General features: G+C 57.9%; 4 protein-coding genes and 1 pseudogene. All 5 read left to right on the forward strand.

Translation table 11 applies throughout. The features are described from left to right. Positions 1-112: pseudogene (locus VQ042_RS24645) on the forward strand (IS630 family transposase); the annotation flags it as partial. Beyond that, entirely contained in the window at positions 69-269 is a 201-nt protein-coding gene (locus VQ042_RS24650) for a tyrosine-type recombinase/integrase (protein ID WP_331822911.1), read from the forward strand. The pseudogene VQ042_RS24645 and the gene VQ042_RS24650, both read left to right, overlap by 44 nt. Positions 270-463: 194 nt before the next feature. Then, positions 464-1390 carry a hypothetical protein gene (locus tag VQ042_RS24655; RefSeq protein ID WP_331822908.1) on the forward strand — a complete coding sequence of 309 codons (927 nt, stop codon included), beginning with the start codon at positions 464-466 and terminating at the stop codon, positions 1388-1390. A gap of 125 nt (positions 1391-1515) precedes the next feature. Beyond that, positions 1516-3258 (forward strand): hypothetical protein, encoded by a 1743-nt coding sequence (locus VQ042_RS24660; protein WP_331822909.1) that lies wholly within the window; start codon positions 1516-1518, stop codon positions 3256-3258. Positions 3259-3327: 69 nt separating this feature from the next. Further along, complete coding sequence (locus tag VQ042_RS24665) at positions 3328-4584, forward strand: hypothetical protein (protein WP_331822910.1); 1257 nt, start codon at positions 3328-3330, stop codon at positions 4582-4584. Positions 4585-4784 lie beyond the last annotated feature (200 nt).

Raw genomic sequence — 4784 nt, forward strand, 5'->3', positions numbered from 1 at the left:
CTTCGTCGCCGAGCACAACCAAAACCCGAAGCCCTTCGTCTGGCGCGCCGATCCAGACGCCATCATCGCTGCACGAAGCCGAGGGTTCCAAACGTTGGAGTCAATCCACTAGCCACAGTGGACGACGTTGGTTCATCACGAGGCTCGCGCATTCTGGTGTCAGCGCGAAGGTCATCATGACGCTGGCCGGGCATAAGAACCTCGGGACCACTCAGCGCTATATCGACGTGAATGACGAGATGATGCGAGCTGCGGTGGAGCTCCTATAGGCGTCTCTCGTCGGCAGACCGATGGACCGGCTGGGTCGCAAACTTCCTGTCAACGGTCCTCCCGCTACCGTCTTTTAAAAAGATGACGCGGACGATTTTCTGCTCGCGAAGGGCTTCGACATCAGCTGCGCTTTTGCGGCTCCATTAGATGAGGAACGGCAGTGGCGCATTCGCGGAGTTACTCCCCACACGCGTTGAACAACTCGGTATTCGGGAAGACGCAGGCGAAGCAGGCTTTGCGGTTGCGAAAGAGATTTCGCAACGACGTCAACGGGCCTGATCCGGACAGTGCCATCAAACTCATGGACCGACTTTATGCGGTCTACAATGCGGCGCGCCTCGAGCATGGCTGTCAGCAGATCGCCAATGCAAAGCGGGGGCCTTCGAGGCCCTACGGCGGTCGTCGCGGCAAACTCCGGGAGACATCCCCTGCTGCGATCCTCGACCCACGACAGATGAGCAGGCGAGAGCTGTGCTACTATAAGCTACACCAAACGAATTGGGATATCCCGACCTCAACGGTGGTCAGTGAAGAAGCCGTCATGGCCGGCATCGCACGGTTGCAGGCTGAAATCGGCGAGCTCACGCGGGACGGTCGTTTTCAGCGTGAGCACGACGCCGTCGCTGCCGTCCAAAACGCATGGGGGTCAGGACCGCAGCGCCCTATTGGCGATGAAACCCTAGAGGTCTTCCGCTGCCTCCCCCCAACTTCGCGCTTCGATGTGTTGGCGGCGTTCCATAAGATGGAACACCCTATGAAGCCAATGGATCAGCGGGTTGCAAATTTCCTGACGACACAGTCGGCATGGCGAAAGGACCAGTCCTGGCACGCATGTCTCATCCTATCTCAGTTTGAGAGGGATCTTCGGAACAATCGGCTGTTCTCGGCCGTCGATCTACAGAGCATCGAGATCCGCTATCACGTCGACACCTTGCCTGGGTTCGCAAAGTTGCGCCATGTCCAGACGCGCACCGCCCGTATAGCGATCGCGATGGTCGCGTGTGGGTCGGTAAACGGCACCAGTAGCAGGATCGCAATTGATCAGAGCTTGGCTCACGCTGCGGCCCACAAGTTTAATGCGTTCCTCGCCAAATCTGCGTCTAGGCGCAAGTCGCCATAATTCGCAATCTCTGTAAATAACTGAATTTTCTGCTTTTTTCTTCGAAATTGGCGCCGCAGACCGTGTAAGGCAGAAGCTCCTCGTTCCGTCATTCTCCACTCGTTCCTCGAGAAAAGGAGAAAACGATGAACACCGAAACCAAGACTGAAAATGCATCCGTCACCGAGAAGGCGGCGGATGCTGGACCGATCATCAGCACAGCAGGCGCTGCTGATCCTTCGAACCATGAATATGACGCGTCCGCGAGCGATCAGGAGGACGGCGCGGTTGAAACGACCTTGTCACCGGAGGCAGTTGCAGTTGCCTCCTCTGCTGAAGTCAGCGTCGTCTGGCAGGTGTGGGAGAAAGAGCGACGCGCTCTGGGCCTCAGGGGACGCGAGCAATATGAGGGGGGTCGCGAGAAGCTCAAGAGGGCCGTTGCCATGGCGGCGCTTGAGATCGTGCATCGCTCAGACCATGACTGGAAAGCCGAGGCAGAAGAGCTTGGCCTTGAGGTCCCCAAGAGTGACCACCCCTACATGGTGCAGGTGGTCGTCACCTTCGGCGCTCCCACGGACGACCCCGAGACGAAGCAAAAGCTTGCAAAGTTTTTGGATCGCCAAGCCTTGGCGGTTCAGTGGGTCGTCAATGAGGTCACCGCGAACCCGGAGAAATACACCGCGTCGGACGAGGGCATTTCAGCCTTAGTCGACCTGCTCGACGAGCAACGCGGCATCACCGCAGTTTCAATGGCGCAGCGGCAAACGAATTCCAAGCCTAAGAAGGGATCGAAAGTTCCTTTTCATCTAGGAATTGCTCTGGACGCGCAGAAGATGCGAGATATTCGGGTTTCCCGTGCAAGGAAAAATCTCGGGGAACTAGCCGACGATCGCGAAATCCATCTGGGTTTCGTCTACGAGAAGGGTGATACTCAGAAGATCGCGATGACGATCTCGTCTGATGAAGCCCAGATCGAAGAGGCTTTGCTTACGGTAGATGTTACGGATCCTTTGATCGATCAAGCAGGTGAGCTTCTGCAAGCTGGCGCCATGATCGCGGAAGAGCTGACGGACAAGCCAAGGGTTGAACTGGACGATCCGGAGAATCCGGAGAGCGGCTTCAGGCCCGCATACCGGCACTTCACGTTCGGTGATGGCGATCGCATCGTCGTCTCGCCAATCCTGGCAGCCGCCGGGATCGTCATGGTCGCAACTCCGCATGAACCCATGCTCCCAGAGCGCCTGAACCAGCTATGCCATTTTAGGACCCGTGAGCGGCGGATCATGGAGGCAAACATCGCGGACCCTTCACGCCGGGCTGCGTTCTCTGGCCAATGGGGCGATGTGGGTGACACCGCCGGTGTCTTGCGCTTTGTCGCCACCACGCAAGCCGCGTGTGACGTCGAAGAGGAGCAGTTCAGCGTCCTGATTGAGCCGCTACGATCCCGGGAGGGCAACTTCCCTCTCGATGTGCATCTCGACCGGTTCGCGCCGCAGTTCAGGGGAAAGATGTCTCCAAGGTCGTGGAGAGTACGGCATGCTGAATTCGTTGCGAAGGCCATTAAAGCCAAAAAAGGCGAGAAGGTGGAGCATCACTTTAAAGGACATAGCTGGAAAATCACCGCGATGAAGAAGGATGATGAACGCGATATCCGTGGAATGGGCACAGCAACCGTGGCTGTCATGGACATCGACTTCGTAGCGGTCAGCAAGACGATTGCAGATCTGCCTGTGCAAGACGAGATCGAGGTCAAGGCTGACCGCAACACCGGGATATGCCTGTCCTTCCGCACGCGCCTCTTCAGCTACATCGTCGTCATCCCAGCACGGACAACAGGCGGCGGCCGTAACGCCTCGCTGTTCAGCCCATTCGTCGTGCCCGAAGAGTGAGAAAACTAAGATGCCGGCTTACGCCGGCATCTTATCCCCAGACCATCTTTTCAAAAGATTAGGATAAACATGACCACCGATCTCTCCATCGGCATGGACGACTATGCCTTGTTCACACCTGCCATCAACGAAAATTTCGCGCGGATTGCTGCGGATAAGCAGGACTCGACTGTTCGACGCACATTACCGAACGGGCGGAAGCCGGCTGCGCTGAACTACCTTGACCCCGGCAGTCCCTATTTCTTCTATCCAGCCGGTCTCTACAGCGCTGCCTTCGGCGTTTACGACGCTGGCGGCACGATCGTGACGGGGCGTGATCGTCAACGCACCACTATCATCGGGGATAGTGGCGGGTTCTCGGCCATCAGTGGCGCGCTGAAAGAGCCCTACGGCGTCTTTCGTCGGAAGTCGCTGAAATGGATAGAAGACAACTGCGACGTCGGGCTTATCTTGGATGACCCGACCCGGTCCCTGGACATGCCAGTCAACAAGGGGAAGTCGCTTCAGCATTGTCTTGATACGACGGTCGATAGCATGCGGTTTGCGCTGGCGAACCGCAGCAATCAGGATTTGATCCTCCTATCGGTGATGCAGGGTCGGACGACCAAGGAGGCGAACGTTTGGTGGCCTGCAGTCGCGCCCTACCAAAGCCAATTCGAAGGGATTGCACTGGCGGGCGACACGAAGCTCAATCTTCGGCTTTGGGTTCAAGCGCTGGTCAAAATGCGGGATGCCAATCAGCTAGGCCGCCTCCGTTGGCTGCATGTGTTGGGCACGACGCGTCCTGATTTCGGCGTTCAGCTGACAGGCTTGCAGCGGGCCTTGCGGAGGCACTTGCGGCCGGACTTCCGAGTTAGTTTCGATAGCTCCCTGGCTTTCCGGATCGCGCAGGTCAACAAGCATCTTACAACGGGGATATCGTACCACCGGGAGGGGATGCGGTTCCTGCGCTATCACATTCCTGACCACTGGTCCGCGTTGGACCGCGAAACATGGTTTCCCTTCTCGAGCCCGCTCGGCGACGTTTGTCGGATTGGCGACTTCAACCCGGCCAACCCGAATAGCGCGACGGGATGGGACACTCTCGGCACCCAGATGCTCTCCAACCACGAGGTCTTCAAGGAGGTGACCGCGCTTCGCGAGGTCAACCTGCTAGCGATGGCCGAGGTCACCACGCGTGGCCAGACGCCTTGGAAGATCCGGAAAGCGTGGGAAGGCTTTGACAAGATCTTTTCCAGCGAGACGCCGATGGACGAGATTGCCCGTTATGGCCGCTTCCTCGGCGAAGCGCAGGGGGAGGAAGCACTGGAGGATGACGACCGCTGACGGGGATCGTCGAGCAGCCGTTTAGCGCAAGCGCCGCGAAATCATCTTTTTAAAAGATGGGTCCGCGGCGTTTCGCGTTGCGGCAAGGCTAGTGGATTGACCGGAACGAAAGAGTCCGGTGTGGGATTCACATCGGTGTGCTCGCATGCGAGTCTGCTGCATGCGCACAGGGGTTACCATTTCGGTCTCCGCCGCCGATC

Origin of the sequence: Aurantimonas sp. A2-1-M11, assembly GCF_036549475.1 — a bacterium.
Lineage (GTDB): Bacteria > Pseudomonadota > Alphaproteobacteria > Rhizobiales > Rhizobiaceae > Aurantimonas.

Coding starts and splice junctions, on each gene's coding strand:
- VQ042_RS24665 (WP_331822910.1), top strand. CDS start 3,328: ATGACCACCGATCTCTCCATCGGCATGGACGACTATGCCTTGTTCACA.
- VQ042_RS24660 (WP_331822909.1), top strand. CDS start 1,516: ATGAACACCGAAACCAAGACTGAAAATGCATCCGTCACCGAGAAGGCG.